The organism is Bartonella sp. PS17NMGDW (assembly GCF_042193555.1).
GTDB classification, from domain to species: Bacteria; Pseudomonadota; Alphaproteobacteria; order Rhizobiales; family Rhizobiaceae; genus Bartonella; species Bartonella grahamii.
On record NZ_JBHILY010000007.1, the window covers coordinates 36,935 to 53,264 of the forward strand.

Sequence of the window (16,330 nt, forward strand, 5' to 3'; positions counted from 1 at the left end):
TGATTAATTCAACATTTTTGTTTGTGAAGTTTTTTATGATCATTTTTATTTACCGTAAATATCGAGTGAGGCGTTGTTCGATAAAAACAATAAAACGATGAATGAGTTCAACGATAAAGAGATAGATAAGAGCAGCCCAAACGTAAACTTGAAAATCGAAAGTCCGTGAATAAGTGAGTTTAGCAACCCCCATTAAATCATAAACAGTAATAAGTGAGGCAAGAGCACTGGATTTAATCATTAAAATCAACTCATTTCCTAGGGGGCGTAATGCTACAATCATTGCTTGTGGAAGAATAACTCTAAAAAATGTGACAGAGTTACTTAGACCTAAAGCTTTTGATGCTTCACGTTGCCCAGTTGTTACGGATAGAAAACTTCCTTTAAAGATCTCAGATTGATAGGCAGCAGAATTGAGAGTAAAAATAAAAAGACAACAATACCACGCGTTTTGAAAAAACCACCACAAACCAACTTGCTGCCAGAAGTCGTTCATTGAACCAAGTCCATAATAAAAAAGGAAGAGTTGAGCTAATAAAGGAGAGCCACGGAAAAAATAGACATAAGCGTTTGCACAATACTGTAAAAATGTATTTTTTGATAGACGTGCAAAAGCAATAAGCATACCAAGAAAAAAACCAAGAGAACAAGAAATAGAAACAAGCTCAACAGTAACAATAAAGCCATTAATAAATTTTGGTCCATAATGACTTAAAAGATCAGGATTGAAAAGGAAATAAAGCCACTCAGGAATCATTGACGTAGCACCTTTTTATAGCCTATTTGAGTGTATGTTTCCAAATGGCGTAAGATTGCAGCAAAAACCGCTGAAAATAACAAATAGAGTAAGCATGCTACAAAATAAAATAGCATGGGTTTATTGGTAGCAGCGACAGCTAAATTCGTTTGTCGCATGAGGTCAATAAGTGCGATGGTTGAAACAAGGGATGTATCTTTCAGTAAAGTAAGCCAATTATTAGAAAGTCCTGGCAAGGCATTTCGGATGAGCTGAGGGAAGACAATACGAAAAAATGTGGTTGACTGTGAAAGGCCTAAAGCTTTAGCCGCTTCATATTGGCCTTTATCAAAAATATTAAATGCTCCAAGCCAAACCTCACAAGAAAAAGCTGCAAGAACCATACTAAGCGCAAGAACACCAGCAACAAAAGCATTGATACTGAACATGATTTCAAAATTAAAATAGTCAAAGACATTTTGAATAAGGCTTTGTAACCCGTAGTAAACTAAAAACAAAGTTAAAAGCTCTGGTAGTCCACGAAATACCGTTGAAAAGAGGCGTGCCATCGCTTTGGCCATCTTAATATTGGATCGAATCATCACTGCATTTAGAAGACCTAGAGGAAGTCCTAGAAGTCCACAACATAATGCCAATGACAATGTCATTCCTGCACTAGAAAGTATAACCGCTCCCCATCCACCATTGCTAAATGATAGCAATGCTAAATTTTCAATCATTCTTGTGTTCCTCATGAAAGAGTTAGATAATATTTTTTAGAAATAACTAGCGGGTTTCATTTAAACATCATATTGATATTTAATAGATATCACTTGTAAAATATTTTCTCATAATTTTCTCATAAGTTCCATCTAAACGGATTTCTTTTAGCGCCTTATTGAACATATTTTTAAGATCATTATTATTTTGACGCAGTGCAATTGCAACAGGAAATTTTGTTTCTTCTAGAGTTCCAAGGAGGAGACAGCAATCTTTTCCTTCATTTTTAAGCCAATTTAATGCTTGTAATTTATCAACAATAATCACATCAAGTCGATGATTTAAAAGGTCACGATTCACTTCTATTGTGGAAGGGTAGAGTTTAATTTTCACCTCTTCAGAAGCATAATGATCTTCTGCATAGAAAGCTTGTGTTGTATTTGATTGTACACCAAGATTTTTACCTCTAAAGTCTTGTGTTGAGATTTCTTTAATTCCCGAAGCTTTGGTAACAATAACAGCCAGTGCTGTATCGTAGTAAGGATCTGTGAAGTCAATTTTTTGTAAGCGCTCTTGTGTGAGAGAAAGGGAGGCAATGATAGCATCATATTTTTTTGCAATAAGTCCAGGGATCATTCCCTCGAAATCTTGTGTGACAACAGTACACTCAACATTCATTTTTTTACAAAGTGCATAAGATATATCAATATCAAGTCCCTGCAATTTATTATTTGAGTCAATATAACTAAAGGGAGGGTAGGTGCCTTCACTCGCAATTTTTAATGTTTTCGCATCAGCCAATTGGGTGAATAGTGCGGCGCTTATTATAAGAGCTCTTGCTAATAGTTTCATGATGTTCTCCTATTGGATAAGCGGGAAAATATGAAATCACTATGTTTTTATAATCTGTAAGCTTTTTTGGAGCAATTCAAAAATTTATTGATGTTTATTTTAGATCATTATGTTGGACATTATTATCAAAAAAATTATCTTTTTTATTGATAAAAAAAGAATAAATATCTTATTGCTTGTATGATAGCTTAATTTTCATGAAATGATTGATTTGAATCATTTCATGAGTAAAAACTGAGGATTTTTCTTGAAAATAAAGCTATTCAATTTGAACATAAAGAAAAAATTAGATTTTGATACCATAAAAATACAATCTTATTGTTGTCATTATATTCTATAAAACGTTTAGATATCGAGCAACAATTAAAATTATTTTGATAAATGTAAATTTTCTTATAAAAATGCCGAATTCCCAATTACATTTGCATGCCCAATAAAGAGTTTAAAATATTCCTTAAATATAAAGGCTGAATTTTAACTCATAGTGATATCTAATCAATATTGAAAGTAAAATATTTTTTCATAATTTTTTCATAGGTTCCATCAGCACGGATTTCTTCTATTGCTTTATTAAAACTGTTTTTAAGATCGTTATTATTTTGACGGAGTGCAATTGCAACAGGAAAATTTGTTTCTTCTAGAGTTCCTAGGAGGATACAGCAATCTTTTCCTTCATTTTCAAGCCAATTTAATGCTTTTAATTTATCAAAGATAATGATATCAAGCCGATGGCTTAAAAGATCACGATTAGCTTCTATTGCTGTAGGATAAAGTTTGATATTCACTCCTTCAGAGGCATAATAATCTTCCGCATATGCAGCTTGTGTTGTATTCGATTGTACTCCAAGATTTTTACCTCTAAAGTTTTGTGTTGAGATTTCTTTAATCCCCGAATTTTTGGTAACGATAACAGCGAGTACAGTACTGTAGTAAGGATCTGTAAAATCAATTTTTTGTAAGCGCTCTTTTGTAGGAGAAAGGGAAGAAACGATAGCATCGTATTTTTTTGCAAGAAGACCAGGAATCATCCCCTCGAAGTCTTGTGTGACAATAGTACATTCAACATTCATTTTTTTACAAAGCGCATAAGATATATCAATATCAAACCCTTGAAGTTCGTTATTTGAGTCAATATAACTAAATGGCGGATAAGAGGCATCGCTTGCAATTTTCAGCGTTTGAGAATTGGCCGATAGGGTAAACAGTGTTGCGCTTATTATAAGAGCTCCTGCTAATAATTTCATTATGTTCTCCTATTAGATAAGCTGGCAAATATGAAACCATCATGCATTTTTATAATCTGTAAGCTCTTTTGGAGCAATGTAAAAAATTTATCTGTGTTCATTTTGCTATCATTATGCTGGATATCATTATCAAAAAAATGATTTATTTTTATCAAGTATGGGAATAAAAAATACAGGAAAGAAGTACACCTCTTGTTGATTATATAATGATTTTTAATAATTTTACTTAAAAAATCAACAAGTTAGATTTAAAAGGAAAACTATTAACTTAAATACGAAGAAAATTTCAGCTCTTAACAGGACAAAATGTAAAGTATTTTTATTCTAATCTACTTGAAGAGAGATAAGAAGTTTTGGCATTTTAAAGAAGCACTTAATGTAAGCCTTTTGCAATTTTATCTGGAGAAGATAGAAAGTAAAATTGTTACATTGCTAGATTTTAATATGCAATAAGGTTTTTAAACACGAGGGAATGACAGGAAATACACTTCCATTAAAGATAATGAGAATTATAAGGTAAAATTTTCAATTTCTTTTTGCTAAATGTTTGGCTAACTTGCAGAAGAGTATTCTCAATTTAAAACTTAGAATTTTAATTTTTATGATGATGTTACCTCTGTAGAAAGAGTTTTAAAATCACGTTTTATAAAAATTCTCAAAGGATATTTTTGGATTATTTTCAATAAAGCTTCAGTAAACTAAAGCTTTATTGATTTCTTTTTTTAATTTGCACGTTCATCTATAGGAACATAGTCACGCATAGCATAGCCTGTGTAGAGTTGTCGAGGACGACCAATTTTTTGTGCAGGGTCTTCAATCATTTCTTTCCATTGAGCCACCCACCCGACACTGCGTGCCAATGCAAAAAGAACAGTAAACATTTCAGTTGGAAAGCCTAGAGCTTTTAATGTAATGCCGGAATAGAAATCAACATTGGGATAAAGCTTTTTCTCAATAAAATATTCATCACTTAAGGCAATTTTTTCAAGTTCTATTGCAATATCAAGAAGCGGGTCATCTTGAATGTTGAGTTCTTTTAAAACTTCATGACAGGTTTTTTGCATGATTTTTGCACGTGGGTCATAATTTTTATAGACACGGTGCCCAAAGCCCATAAGGCGGAAAGGATCATTTTTATCTTTTGCACGTGCAATAAATTCAGGAATTCTTTCAATAGAACCTATTTCTTGTAGCATTTTTAAACATGCTTCATTGGCACCACCATGTGCTGGTCCCCAAAGGCATGCAACACCTGCTGCAATACAGGCAAACGGATTAGCACCCGAGGATCCAGCAAGACGTACCGTAGATGTAGAAGCATTTTGTTCATGATCTGCATGAAGGATAAAGATTTGATCCATCGCCCGAGCAAGCACAGGGTTTGTTTTATATTCCTCACAAGGAACAGCAAAGCACATACGGAGGAAATTTGCAGCATAACTAAGATCATTACGTGGATAAACAAATGCTTGTCCGATACTGTATTTATAGGCCATAGCAGCAAGCGTTGGAACTTTTGAGATAAGACGAACAGAAGCAATCATTCTCTGGTGAGGATCTGTAATATCAATAGAGTCGTGATAGAACGCAGACATAGCGCCAAGGCAGGCAACCATGACGGCCATAGGATGAGAATCACGGCGGAAGCCATGGAAGAAGCGTGCAAACTGTTCGTGTACCATGGTATGCTGCATAATACATCGATCAAATTCATTTTTTTCTTGCTGTGTTGGAAGTTCACCATAAAGTAAAAGATAACAACTTTCGAGAAAGTCTCCTTTCTCAGCCAATTGATCAATAGGATAACCACGATAAAGCAATATGCCTTTATCACCGTCGATATAAGTAATTTTTGATTCACAAGAAGCTGTTGAAGTAAAACCAGGATCATAAGTAAAAATATCGGTTTTTTTGTAGAGAGAAGCAATTTCAATGACCTCAGGTCCAATCGTACCTTTACGCAAGGGAAGCTCTACTTTTCTATCATTCACAATAATATATGCGTTACTCTCAGACATTCGGTATTCCTTTCAGATCCTTCACTTCTAAAAATTAAGACTCTGCTTCATCAGAGTGGGGGATGTATAACTGAAGCTTTTCTTACTTATATTAAGGGTAGATTGCCTCCAAAAGTGAGTACATGCAATCTAAAAATATTCCCTCATTGATCATTATTACTCAATAAAAAATGTATTTCAATGATATAACATAAAAAACTCTTTTAGGGCGCGTTGAGATATCTCTATAGATCCCTATTTGAGGAAATATACTCAGTACACATCATGGGCATATTGGTGTGATAAGTTGGTCCTTGATGCGATGAAGAGCTTCATCGCGTCCTAATAAAATAAGAACATCCAAAACACTTGGTGATGTTGCACATCCTGTAAGAGCTGCGCGAAGTGGTTGGGCGATAGATCCAAACTTGAGATTCTGCGTTTGTACACAAGAGCGAAGTGTTTCATCTAGGTTTTTTGTATCCCAAGAGGGGCAAGCTTTCAGGGCAAGATAAAGATCGTTTAAAATGGTTCGTCCATTTTTATCCAAGAGCATTTGTGCTTTTTCATCAAGTTGTAAAGGTCGTTGTGTAAAAATGAAGGAGGCATTGTCAATCAGTTCGCACAGTGTTTTTGAACGTTCTTTCAAATGCGGGATTGCTTTTAAAAATTGAACACGGCGTTTTTCATCAAGTCTTTCAATAATTTGTGCTCCCCTATCGGTTTCTGGTAGAATATTAAGAGCGGCATCAAAAAGTTCTTGATCATTACTCATGCGCATATAGTGTCCGTTGATGGAATCGAGCTTTTTGAGATCAAAACGAGCAGCACCTTTGTTAATATCTTCAATGTCAAACCAAGAAATCATATCTTTCAGTGACATCAGTTCGTCATCACCATGACTCCAACCTAAACGGATAAGGTAATTACGCAAAGCAGCAGGAAGATATCCCATTGTTCGGTAGGCATCAACACCGAGTGCACCATGTCGCTTTGATAATTTTGCACCGTTTTCACCATGGATAAGAGGAATATGGGCCATAACAGGAATGTCCCACCCCATTGCATTGAAGATAATTGTTTGGCGTGCTGCATTTGTAAGATGATCATCACCGCGTATAATATGTGTTACACCCATATCATGATCATCAACGACAACAGCATGCATATAGGTAGGCGAACCATCAGAACGCAAAATAATGAAGTCATCGAGATCTTTATTAGGAAAACGGACATCACCTTGAACACGATCATGTACAATCGTTTCTCCATCTTGAGGGGCTTTGATGCGAATAACAGGCTTAACACCTTTAGGAGCTTCAGAACTATCACGGTCGCGCCAACGTCCATCATAACGTGGTGGGCGCCCTTCTGCACGGGCTTTTTCACGCATTTCAGCTAACTCCTCAGGTGAAGCATAGCAATAGTAAGCTTTGCCGTTTTTGACCAACTGTTCGGCGATTTGGCGGTGACGTTCAGCACGTTCAAATTGCGAAATAGGGGCGCCATCATAATTAAGCCCCATCCAGTGCAAGCCATCTATAATAGCTTTTACAGCTGCTTCTGTTGAGCGCTCTCGGTCTGTATCTTCAATTCGTAAAAGCATTTTTCCACCGGTATGTTTTGCATAAAGCCAATTAAAAAGAGCAGTACGAGCACCACCAATATGAAGGAAGCCAGTGGGTGAAGGGGCAAAACGAGTAATAACAGACACGAATATTTTCCTTTAAACTAAGATATTTCTTATGGAACTTTATAGAAAAGTCATGTTAGCATAAGTGATGGGGTGTGCAATAGCCGTATTGCGAGTTAAAGTGGGGGACTGATGTTTTATAAAAGTAAAGAGGGTTTATCCGAAAAATCTGTTACAGAAAGAAAAAAGCCATGCAAAATAGGGCAGAGTGTTTTTTCTAGATATGATGATGCAAAGAACGGTAGCTATAACCAACAAAAACTTTTTTTATTGACATTCTTAAAAGAAGTAATCATTTTTTTTCGCAAATGGTTAGAAGATTGTATTAGTAAAGAAGTTTCTTTTGGTATCCTTTTTTCGCTGATTTTAGTCTTTTTTGCCCTAGGAATCATTTTGTATTTTCATTTAGAGTGGGAACCAAGTTGGGGACAATTGGGGGCGTTGGTCAGTATTTTTCTGGGAATATTCTATGTTGCACGTTTTTATCGAAAAATATGGATTCCCGTGGGATTTCTGTTTTGTATTATATTGGGTGCTTTAGCGGCAAAAATAGAAACGTGGCGTATTGCAACACCCATGTTAAGCAGTGACATTGTCACTACATTGACGGGAAGAATTGTTTCTATTGAGTCAGGCGCCAAAGGAGGATTTCGTTTAGTTTTGGATGTTTTGAGTACAGAAAAGTCCATATTATGCCATAGTCTTCATCGTATTCGTTTATCGGCAAGATATTTGCCATCTGGCTTAGAAATTGGTGATGGACTATATGGGAAAGTTAAGATTCGTGCATTTTCTGGGCCAGTGCGTCCAGGAGGCTACGATTTTAGTTTTCATAATTATTTTAAAAGAATTGGGGCACAAGGCGTTTATTTAGGAAAACCAAGAAAAATATCGGTTTCGCAGCCTGATGGAATATTCGCTATCATTCTACAGAAAATTGAAAATTTACGCACGAAGATGACACAAAGAATCCGTATGGCCCTTGAAGGAGAAAAGGGGAGTGTTGCTGCTGCTCTCATAACAGGGCAGCGTGCTGGCATTTCAAATGAGACAAATGAAGCATTACGTACGGCTGGATTAGCCCATATTTTATCAATATCAGGTTTACATATGGCGTTGTTAAGCGGCATAGTTCTTTTGAGTATCCGTAGTTTTTTAGCATTTTTTCCAGTTTTTTCTTCCTATTATTCCAGTAAAAAATTTGCTGCTATCGTTGCGTTTATGATAACAGCTTTTTATTTGTTATTGTCGGGCTTAGCAATATCAGCGCAAAGAAGTTTTGTGATGATTGCTGTTATGTTGGTTGCTATATTGTGTAATCGCTCTGCTATAACAATGCGTAATTTTTCTATTGCAGGGTTGATAACTCTGGCGATTACACCCCATGAAATATTAGGTCCTAGCTTTCAAATGTCCTTTTCTGCGACTGCTGCTTTGATCGCTTTTTTTGATTGGTGGAGTGGAAGATCATTTTTTCGTAAAAGAAAAACAACCCCCTCTTATGTTGGAGGAGGAGTGATAAATTTTGCTTTCTTATCGATACTTTCAACATGTGCTTCTTCCCTTGTTGCAGGGAGTGCAAGTGGAATTTATGCTGCTTATCATTTTTCTAATACGGCATCTTTGAGCGTTATCAGTAATGCTTTTGCTTTGCCTGTCATCTCAATTTTCGTCATTCCTTTTGGATTAATTGCAGTTCTCGCAATGTTAGGAGGATTCGAATGGCTCCCCCTTCAAATTATGGGGTTTGGTGTTGATCTTGTGATAAAGATTGCGCTTGCGATCAAGGCTATTTCTCCTGATTTGAATCCTGATTTTATGCCGTTATCTGCGTTGGTTTTATTGAGTATAGGCTTGGTTGGACTGACTTTTTGCAAAACACCCATCCGGCTCTTTTTTAGTTTGTTTATTTTGGCTGGTATTTCTATTTGTGTAATGCATTCACCTATACAACTGATTATAGCAGATAATATGCGTCTCGTGGGCGTTATCCATGATAAAAAATTATATATTGACCGTTACCATATTTCTAAGTTCACGACATCCATATGGAAAAAGTCATTTCGTGTGAATGAAACGATTAAACCAACAAAATATGGTCCTTCTTTGCACGGACAATTTATTTGTGATTATCATGTATGTACGTCATTATTAGAGAATGGATTAAAAGTAGTTGTTTTACAAAGAGAAACAGATCAGTGTGTAGAGGCAGATATTCTCATTCAGACATTTGTAATGCGTAATCCAACATGTTATAGGAAGGCAAAAATAATATTTACGCCTCAACAATTGTTATCACGAGGAAGCGTTATGATGACCAAAGGTGGAGATATTATTTGGTCTTCGCCAGGGTTTCATAGACCATGGAATATGCACAGACAGCATTCATAAAAAAATATAATCTATCATATTTTGCTTCACATTTGGATAATGACAAAACAAAAAATAATAGAAGACTTTTCTGATAAAATTTTGCGGTATTTAAATTAGTAAGTTTATCAAAGTCATTAAAACGGGATAATAATCTAGAGTTTTCTAGAAACAGATGATTTTTATATCTAATCATTTTAAATTTTTCAAAAAAAATTAAGATGCACATCTTTGTGCATCCTATTGATAGCACAAGATAAATCAAACATTCTTATTGAATGAGAAAAATGCTAACAAATTTTCTCAAAGAAATAAAAAAGATAATTGTTGATTATTCTATTTTATTCTTATCATATATTTCTATAACGAGTAACATCTCTTCAAGCAAAAGATGATGGTAAATTTAAATAGATTGCGTCAAGAGGTTATCTTTTATTATCATTATTATCGGTGGTAATAGGGATGGTAAATGTTGCTTATACGGATAAAAGGCAAAGTCATTCATGGATGTTCAGCAGTTAAAAAAAATGGCAGCTATTAAAGCGCTTGAATTTATTGAAGATGATATGCGGCTTGGTATTGGATCTGGTTCGACAGTCAATGAATTTATTCGTCTTCTTGGTGAGCGTGTTGCGGATGGTTTGCGAGTGACTGGTGTTGCTACTTCACGATATTCTGAACAACTCTGTCGTAAGTTTGGAGTGCCTGTTAGCACTTTAGAACAAATACCTGAATTGGATCTTGATATTGACGGAGCAGATGAAATTGGTCCTGAGATGATGCTCATTAAAGGTGGAGGGGGGGCATTGTTGTATGAAAAAATTGTAGCATCGGCATCTCGTGCAATGCTTGTCATTGCTGATGAAACAAAGGTGGTAAAACGACTTGGTGCTTTTGCACTACCAATTGAAGTTAATCCATTTGGTATCCATACAACATGCAGAGCCATCGAAAAAGTCGCTGATGATTTAGGGCTTTCTGGAGAAATTGCATTGCGAATGAATGGAAAAAATCCTTTTGAAACAGATGGTGGTCATTTTATTCTTGATGCATTTTGGGGCTGCATTTTGCAACCAAAACCATTATCGGACGCACTTCTTTCCATTCCTGGTGTTGTTGAGCATGGCCTTTTTTTGGGATTGGCTTCACGTGCAATTGTAGCTATGGCTGATGGTCAAACAAAAATTTTAGAATCTTTTGATTTTTAGAGAAGACAGTTTCATGACGATATGTTAGCACAGTAAAAAAAGATCTTAAAGATTTTAGATAGAAAACGAATTAAAATTATAATTAGCGATCGGGGTAATCATTAAATGAGAATAATATTTTCTTTTCAGCGTTTTGTCGTATATTTTGGTGCAATTGCTATTTTTATTGTGAATATTGGAATGGCTTATGCACAAGGTGTGAGCGATCAACATTTAGCTTCAGCTAGAAAGGCTATAAGTGCCATTCACGCAACGGATCAGTTTGATAGTTTTTTACCAAATGCGGTAGACGATCTTAAAACTGCACTGATGAGGGATGATCCAAATTTGGCAGAGGCAATTTCTGATATTGTTGATAAGCAGGCGCTTGCTTTAATTAAAAGGCGCTCTGATCTAGAAAAAGAGATTGCTCATGTATATGCAAAATATTTTACTCAAAAAGAGCTTGATGCAATAACAGCATTCTACAGTTCTGATACCGGTAAAAAGTTTTTGACAGAAGTCCCCAATATCGCACGTGATTCTTATTCAGCATTTGATGTATGGCGTTCTGCGCTTATGCGGGATCTTGTAGAAAATGTGAAAAAAGAGATGTCTGAAATACTTAATTTGAATAAGTCTACTATGCCTACAAATATGCCTATAAAATCAGAATCTTCAGAAAATAAAAAATAGCTTGATTAATATCATGACAACCACTGGGCAATTTCTGATTTTTTAAATAGCGGCGGTTTTCCCGCCGTTTTTAATATTTTAATGAGAGTAGGTCTTTTTAGAATACGGCTTTATAAAAAATGCTTCTTCAAAAGAAAAAAAGACTTTCATTTGATAATAAATGATCTTAGCCTATTCTTGCAGATACATAAGAAGGAATAATTCGTGGGCTCTTTTGACTTTGATTTATTTGTTATTGGAAGTGGTTCTGGTGGAGTGCGTGCAGCACGGCTTGCTGGAGGACTCGGTAAGCGTGTTGCTATAGCAGAGGAATATCGGATAGGGGGCACTTGTGTTATTCGTGGTTGTGTTCCCAAAAAACTTTATGTTTATGCATCACAATATGTAAAAGAATTTAAGAAAAGTATTGGTTTTGGGTGGGAATATGCGGATCCAATTTTTAGTTGGGAAAAGTTGGTTGCGGCTAAAAATAAAGAAATATCAAGGTTAGAAGGGCTGTATCGTAAGGGATTAGAGAATAACAATGTGCATATTTATGAAAGTCGTGCTACTTTTGTAGATGATCACACATTAGAGCTTTCTGCCACGGGTGAGCGGGTAAGTGCAGAAAAAATTTTGATTGCAACAGGGGCAAAAGTTGCACCAAATACTTCCATAGAAGGCGGTGGATTTTGCCTCACTTCTAATGAGATTTTTGACCTTGATCAACTCCCAAAATCAATAGTCATTGTTGGTGGAGGGTATATTGGTGTTGAATTTACTAATATTTTTCATGAATTAGGTGTAAAAACAACGCTGCTCCATCGTGGTGATTTAATCCTTCGTGGTTTTGATCATGATTTGCGGCAATTGCTTAATGATGCAATGATTGAAAAAGGGATTTCTATTCTCTATGGCGTAACAATTTCTAAAGTGCAGGCTGCAGAAAATTGTTATGAAGTTATTTTATCAAATGGGCAAACGATTAGTGCTGATCAGATTATGTTGGCTACGGGGCGTGTACCAAATACAACGGGTTTAAGACTTGAGCGGGCAGGTGTTCAAGTGGATGAATTTGGTGCAGTTGTTGTTGATGAAAGAATGACAACAAATATACCCCATATTTGGGCTGTTGGTGATGTAACAGGCCATATTCAATTAACACCTGTAGCGATTCATGATGCAATGTGTTTCGTGAAGACTGCGTTTGAGAATATTCCCACGACACCTGATTATGATTTAATTACGACGGCAGTTTTTTCTCAGCCAGAGATTGGAACAGTTGGTCTTTCAGAAGAAGATGCGGTACGTTGTTATAAGCGTCTTGAAATTTATCGTACAGTTTTTCGTCCTATGCGTAATGTTCTTTCTGGGAGTTCAGAGAAAATGCTTATGAAACTCATTGTTGATGGTGAAAGCCGTATTGTTGTGGGTGCTCATATTTTAGGGGAAAACGCTGGTGAGATGGCACAGCTTATAGGGATAGCTCTCAAAGGAAAGCTGACGAAGGATATCTTTGATGAAACGATGGCCGTGCATCCAACGATGGCAGAAGAATTGGTAACGATGTATAAACCAAGTTATATATATGAAAATGGGAAGAAAATAGAAAGTTAAACAGCATATATTGCGGTAAAAAGCTTTTGATATGCCAATCTTTAAGATTAATCTTTAGCGAGAGTGTAATGATAAAAGAATGGGCGCCTGACTCCTGGAGAACAAGGCCAATTAAACAAGTTCCGACTTATCCGGATAAGTCTATGTTAGAAGATGTTGAACGAAAACTGAGAAGCTATCCTCCTTTAGTTTTTGCCGGTGAAGCACGTGATTTAAAAAATGAATTAGCAGCCGTTGCAAAAGGACAAGCTTTTTTATTGCAAGGTGGTGATTGTGCCGAAAGCTTTGCAGAACATGAAGCTGATAATATCCGTGATTTTTTTCGTGTATTTTTGCAAATGGCGATTGTTTTAACCTTTGGTAGTTCTAAACCAGTTGTTAAAATTGGTCGTATTGCTGGTCAATTTGCAAAGCCTCGCTCTTCTGATATCGAAAGCAAAGAGGGAGTTGAATTTCCTGCTTATCGTGGGGATATTATTAATGGCATTGAATTTGAAGCCGGTTCTCGTATTCCAGATCCGCAACGGATGTCTATGGCTTATCGCCAATCTGCGGCAACACTTAATCTATTGCGTGCTTTCTCACAAGGTGGCTATGCTAATTTAGAAAATGTTCACACATGGATGTTGAGTTTTGTTTCTAACAGTCCGCAGGGGGAACGTTATGAATTATTGGCAGAGCGTATTTCTGAATCAATTGATTTTATGCGTTCTATAGGGATTACATCCAAAACACATTCTTCATTGCGTGAAACATCTTTTTATACCAGTCATGAAGCACTTTTGCTTGGTTATGAAGAGGCTTTGACTCGGATTGATTCAACTTCAGGAAATTGGTATGCAACATCCGGTCATATGTTATGGATTGGTGACCGTACACGTCAGATTGACCATGCTCACGTTGAATATTGTCGCGGCATTAAAAATCCTATAGGATTAAAATGTGGTCCTTCCATTGAACCTGATGAGGTTTTAAAATTAATTGATATTTTAAATCCTGAAAACGAACTGGGGCGGCTTACTCTCATTACGCGCTTTGGTTATGATAAAGTTGAAAGTTATCTGCCTAAACTCATCCGTGCCGTTGAACGTGAGAAGCGTGCGGTTATATGGTCATGTGATCCAATGCATGGCAATACAATTACTGCCAATGGTTATAAGACGCGTCCCTTTGATTATGTTTTAAAAGAAGTAGAGAATTTTTTTGCAGTGCATCGTGGAGAGGGAACTTATCCAGGAGGTATTCATATTGAGATGACAGGTCGTGATGTTACTGAATGTACAGGAGGGGCGCATGCTATTTCTGTAGACGATTTATCTGATCGTTATCATACGCAATGTGATCCACGGTTAAATGCAGATCAAGCGTTAGAATTGGCTTTTCTTGTTGCTGAACTCCTTAAAAAAAATCGTGCGAATGATTCGTTAGGAATTGCTGCTGGTGGGTAGGAAAAATTTGCCTAATATACTTTTAGGTCATTATGGCAGAAGAGAATTTTTAAAAAAGTGATATTTCCTGATGATGAAGAATAAAGTTGTGGTTGCTAAACTGATGAAATGATACAAAGGCTTATGAAAAATGATTTTCGGGTATCAATTGCCCAATTAAATCCTATTGTTGGTGATATTGAGGGGAATTTTTCTTTAGCTGCCATGGCACATCAAAAGGCCAAAGAAGAGGGGGCTGATCTTGTTTTATTCACGGAACTTTTTATAAGCGCTTATCCGCCGGAAGATCTTGTTCTAAAACCTGCTTTTACAAAAACATGTGAAGAGACTGTTAAGAAATTAGCAAAGATAACCGTAGGTGGACCAGGAATTGTCATTGGTCTTCCATTAAGACGCAATGGCAATATTTACAACGGTGTCATGCTTCTTGATGAAGGGCGAGTCATTGCCGAAAATTTGAAGTTTGATCTACCTAATTATGCTGAATTTGATGAAAAGCGTTTATTTTCTTCAGGCCCACGACCTGAGCCTCTTATCTATCGTGGGGTAGGACTAGGAATAGTGATTTGTGAAGATATTTGGAATGATTCTTCACTTTGTGCGGAGCTTGGTAATAAAGGAGCGGAAATTATTCTTGTCCTTAACGGATCTCCCTACTATCGTAATAAAACCTTAAAACGTATAGATGTTGTTCATACGCAAGCTCTACGATCTGGGGTACCAATTATTTATGCTAATCAAGTTGGTGGTCAAGATGAGCTCGTTTTTGATGGCGGGTCTTTTGCCTTGAATGGAGAAGGAAAAAAGATATTTCAAATGAAGCACTTTGATAGCCATATTGCTTTGAGCCATTGGCAAAAAATAACGACGGGATGGCACTGTATTTCAGGTCCTAATGAAAGTCTTCTCAATGGATTAGCGGCCGATTATCAAGCTTGTGTTTTAGGGTTGAGAGATTACGTTAATAAAAATCGCTTTAAGGATGTTATTCTTGGTCTTTCAGGAGGAATTGATTCAGCCCTGTGTACGGCAATGGCGGTGGATGCTCTTGGCTCTGAGAGAGTTCGCACCATTATGATGCCCTATCATTATACTTCACAAGAATCGTTAAAAGATGCTAAAGAGTGTGCACAACTTCTAGGATGTCATTATGAAATAATACCGATTGAGCAACCTGTTGAAGCTTTTTTGAACGCAATGGCGCCAGTTTTTTTAGGGTTGCCGTCTGATGTGACAGAAGAAAATCTTCAAAGCCGTGTACGTGGGACTATTTTAATGGCACTTTCCAATAAATTTGGCTCAATGGTAGTGACAACAGGCAATAAGTCGGAAATGGCTGTGGGATATGCAACACTGTATGGTGATATGAATGGCGGGTTTAATCCTATTAAGGATATTTATAAAATGCAGGTTTATGCATTAGCTGAGTGGCGCAATAAAAATCACTTGCACAATTTGAAAGGACCAGAAGGAATTGTCATTCCATCCAATATTATAGAAAAAACGCCTTCTGCAGAGCTGCGGGAAAATCAAAAAGATGAAGATTCTCTTCCGCCTTATCCTATTCTAGATGATATCTTGCAATCTCTTATAGAAAATGACATGAGTATTTGTGATATTATTAAACGTGGGTATTCACGGGAAACTGTTGAGAAAGTTGAACAGCTTCTTTATGGTGCCGAATATAAAAGACGACAATCTGCACCCGGTGTAAAAATCAGTTACAAGAATTTCGGACGCGATCGTCGCTATCCCATAGTCAATCATTTTCGCGATAAAAATTGAGTATTA

Annotated in this window: 12 protein-coding genes; 6 read left to right on the top strand and 6 right to left on the bottom strand. The window is 36.4% G+C overall.

The annotated features are described in order from the left end of the window. Window positions 1-49 precede the first annotated feature (49 nt). The 6 genes from ACFIJK_RS06035 to gltX all read right to left on the bottom strand — a co-directional run bounded on the left by ACFIJK_RS06035 (window position 50) and on the right by gltX (window position 7,263). A complete protein-coding gene (locus ACFIJK_RS06035) occupies window positions 50-757 on the bottom strand; it encodes an ABC transporter permease (RefSeq protein ID WP_375620077.1) in 708 nt (235 codons plus the stop codon). Then, a complete protein-coding gene (locus tag ACFIJK_RS06040) occupies window positions 754-1,476 on the bottom strand; it encodes an ABC transporter permease (RefSeq protein WP_375627195.1) in 723 nt (240 codons plus the stop codon). Before ACFIJK_RS06040 ends, ACFIJK_RS06035 begins: the two co-directional genes overlap by 4 nt. Before the next feature lie 79 nt (window positions 1,477-1,555). Beyond that, the gene (locus tag ACFIJK_RS06045) at window positions 1,556-2,308 is read right to left on the bottom strand and encodes a transporter substrate-binding domain-containing protein (protein WP_375627197.1); all 753 of its coding nucleotides are present in this window, start codon (window positions 2,306-2,308) and stop codon (window positions 1,556-1,558) included. Between the two features lie 491 nt (window positions 2,309-2,799). Further along, complete coding sequence (locus tag ACFIJK_RS06050; protein WP_375626242.1) at window positions 2,800-3,552, bottom strand: transporter substrate-binding domain-containing protein; 753 nt, start codon at window positions 3,550-3,552, stop codon at window positions 2,800-2,802. 722 nt (window positions 3,553-4,274) lie between these two features. Further along, on the bottom strand, window positions 4,275-5,570 hold the full coding sequence (gene gltA / locus ACFIJK_RS06055; protein ID WP_375627199.1) for a citrate synthase: 1,296 nt from the start codon (window positions 5,568-5,570) through the stop codon (window positions 4,275-4,277). A 262-nt stretch (window positions 5,571-5,832) separates the two neighbouring features. Further along, entirely contained in the window at window positions 5,833-7,263 is a 1,431-nt protein-coding gene (gltX, locus tag ACFIJK_RS06060) for a glutamate--tRNA ligase (protein ID WP_375627201.1), read from the bottom strand. Window positions 7,264-7,374: 111 nt separating this feature from the next. On the opposite strand from gltX, the gene ACFIJK_RS06065 reads away from it, so the two are divergent. From ACFIJK_RS06065 to ACFIJK_RS06090, 6 genes are all read left to right on the top strand, one after another. Then, window positions 7,375-9,633: a ComEC/Rec2 family competence protein gene (locus tag ACFIJK_RS06065; protein WP_375627204.1), complete on the top strand. Its 2,259-nt coding sequence runs from the start codon at window positions 7,375-7,377 to the stop codon at window positions 9,631-9,633. A gap of 482 nt (window positions 9,634-10,115) precedes the next feature. Further along, window positions 10,116-10,820 (top strand): ribose-5-phosphate isomerase RpiA, encoded by a 705-nt coding sequence (gene rpiA / locus ACFIJK_RS06070; protein WP_375626235.1) that lies wholly within the window; start codon window positions 10,116-10,118, stop codon window positions 10,818-10,820. 105 nt (window positions 10,821-10,925) lie between these two features. Next, window positions 10,926-11,495: a DUF2059 domain-containing protein gene (locus tag ACFIJK_RS06075; protein ID WP_375626233.1), complete on the top strand. Its 570-nt coding sequence runs from the start codon at window positions 10,926-10,928 to the stop codon at window positions 11,493-11,495. Between the two features lie 204 nt (window positions 11,496-11,699). After that, window positions 11,700-13,091, top strand: a complete 1,392-nt coding sequence (gene gor, locus ACFIJK_RS06080; protein ID WP_375626232.1) for a glutathione-disulfide reductase — start codon at window positions 11,700-11,702, stop codon at window positions 13,089-13,091. Between the two features lie 68 nt (window positions 13,092-13,159). Continuing rightward, window positions 13,160-14,539: a class II 3-deoxy-7-phosphoheptulonate synthase gene (locus ACFIJK_RS06085; protein WP_375627207.1), complete on the top strand. Its 1,380-nt coding sequence runs from the start codon at window positions 13,160-13,162 to the stop codon at window positions 14,537-14,539. A gap of 123 nt (window positions 14,540-14,662) precedes the next feature. Beyond that, window positions 14,663-16,324 carry an NAD+ synthase gene (locus tag ACFIJK_RS06090; protein ID WP_375626229.1) on the top strand — a complete coding sequence of 554 codons (1,662 nt, stop codon included), beginning with the start codon at window positions 14,663-14,665 and terminating at the stop codon, window positions 16,322-16,324. Window positions 16,325-16,330: the final 6 nt, after the last annotated feature.

Coding starts and splice junctions, on each gene's coding strand:
- ACFIJK_RS06035 (WP_375620077.1), bottom strand. CDS start 757: ATGATTCCTGAGTGGCTTTATTTCCTTTTCAATCCTGATCTTTTAAGT.
- ACFIJK_RS06040 (WP_375627195.1), bottom strand. CDS start 1,476: ATGATTGAAAATTTAGCATTGCTATCATTTAGCAATGGTGGATGGGGA.
- ACFIJK_RS06045 (WP_375627197.1), bottom strand. CDS start 2,308: ATGAAACTATTAGCAAGAGCTCTTATAATAAGCGCCGCACTATTCACC.
- ACFIJK_RS06050 (WP_375626242.1), bottom strand. CDS start 3,552: ATGAAATTATTAGCAGGAGCTCTTATAATAAGCGCAACACTGTTTACC.
- gltA (WP_375627199.1), bottom strand. CDS start 5,570: ATGTCTGAGAGTAACGCATATATTATTGTGAATGATAGAAAAGTAGAG.
- ACFIJK_RS06065 (WP_375627204.1), top strand. CDS start 7,375: ATGTTTTATAAAAGTAAAGAGGGTTTATCCGAAAAATCTGTTACAGAA.
- rpiA (WP_375626235.1), top strand. CDS start 10,116: ATGGATGTTCAGCAGTTAAAAAAAATGGCAGCTATTAAAGCGCTTGAA.
- ACFIJK_RS06075 (WP_375626233.1), top strand. CDS start 10,926: ATGAGAATAATATTTTCTTTTCAGCGTTTTGTCGTATATTTTGGTGCA.
- ACFIJK_RS06085 (WP_375627207.1), top strand. CDS start 13,160: ATGATAAAAGAATGGGCGCCTGACTCCTGGAGAACAAGGCCAATTAAA.
- ACFIJK_RS06090 (WP_375626229.1), top strand. CDS start 14,663: ATGAAAAATGATTTTCGGGTATCAATTGCCCAATTAAATCCTATTGTT.